This window comes from Chamaesiphon sp. VAR_69_metabat_338, from assembly GCF_031423935.1.
Classification (GTDB): Bacteria; Cyanobacteriota; Cyanobacteriia; order Cyanobacteriales; family Chamaesiphonaceae; genus Chamaesiphon.
This window is the reverse complement of the sequence record NZ_JANPGM010000767.1, coordinates 1-1524: the sequence shown is the minus strand read 5'-3', so window position 1 is coordinate 1524 and position 1524 is coordinate 1. Positions and strand designations below refer to the sequence as shown.

Below are 1524 nucleotides of genomic sequence, written 5' to 3'. Positions count from 1 at the left end.
CGATCGCGGGCATAAGTCCGCAATTCTATCAATAATGGCGTCGGTGGCACCGCCAAATCCCGAATCGGTAATTCTGCCCAAATCAAGGCTAAATACTGCAACAGCGACGATTTGCCCGCACCTGGATCGCCTAAAATTACTACCTTCTGGATGGGTGAATTACCAGCAACAATTTCGAGGATCGATCGATTGACTTGCGATCGATAGGCACGATGATACTGCTCTAATTCGGCTTCGGTAATTTCTGCTCCATCCACTTGCCCTTTGTCGCGCAATCTCCGCCCATGTTCTTTGGGCAATTCATACACCTGCGGCAAAAATTCCTGACATTCGCGCACATTTTGGGGGATGAATATTTTCCACAGTTTGAGATCGCTGTAATATACGCCCGTTGTATCGAGCGAATCTAGTTTGACAGTGCCATATTGCTCCTGCAATCCCTCGGCATAAGTCCGCAAATTAAATTCTGGGGTAATTCCTACTAAATCTTTAACACTTGAAGCCGTCTCTACCTGAGCTTGAGCGGTATGGATCGATCGGAGTTTTTCCGACTCATTAATTATCTTCTTAATCGCTCTGACATAGAGTTTACTGACTAGCTCCCAATCAAAATCTTCTGGTAGTGAAGGTGAAGTTATTTCTGCCCAAGATCGATCGAGAATGCGGGTATCGATCGATTTACAATTTAGTTCAAATGCTGTTCCTAAAGCAGCCACAACATCCTCTCGCCTCACAAACTGTTTCAGCGGCTCGATATACTCCCTAATTTGTTCTTCTCGACAGTGGACGTTGACTAATTCTTGCTCCATTAATTGCAAAAATTCCTTGAGAGCCTTGCCATAAGCTTCTTTGAGAATATTTGGTTCTGGTAAATGAATGACTTTCTTAAGCGCGTCTTTGAAAAAATCCTTGGCGAAATCCTTCCCTGTGTCTTTGGCAAACTCTTCTAGAATCGGCTTAACTATGAATCCTGCTGCTTTCGCGGCTCCCCAAATAATTAACCAGTCCACCATTGCAGCCAAGTCCTACCGTTATGCAACTACTCTCGATATCATACCCATTTAGCTACTTAACATTTACGAAAAGATCCGATCGATCTCGGCTTTAAAGCCAGGTAATAACGGTGAAGTAAGCGTATCGCCAGCTAAAAGTGTCGCGACTAATTGCAATTGGGCATCGGTGCGCCGATAGATTTCCAAGGTTTGTAATTGCCAATTGACAATCCAATATTCATGCACGCCATAACGAGAATATAACTTCAGTTTGATGCTCTTATCTCGCTGTTCGTTTTGTTCGCCAGAAGAGAGAATTTCTACTACTAACTCTGGCGCGATGGTAAAGTGTCCCGCTGCATCAATACCGCGATCTAGACGCGATTGACTCGCCCATACCACATCGGGAATTACGGCATCAGTAGGCGTAAAAATCACGCCAGGAGTCTGAACGCTAAGACCTAATCCAGTTTCCTCTGACCAATTTTGCAACCGAACTTGGATCTTACCTGCGGCACTTTGATGACGAATA

1 protein-coding gene and 1 pseudogene are annotated in these 1524 nt (G+C 44.6%); both read right to left on the bottom strand.

The window, feature by feature from the left end; all coding sequences use genetic code 11:
- Window positions 1-1013 (bottom strand): annotated as a pseudogene (locus RMO84_RS21205) (NTPase); the annotation flags it as partial.
- A gap of 63 nt (window positions 1014-1076) precedes the next feature.
- Window positions 1077-1524 (bottom strand): Uma2 family endonuclease (locus RMO84_RS21200; RefSeq protein ID WP_310490422.1); only part of this gene is annotated, 448 nt, incomplete at its 5' end.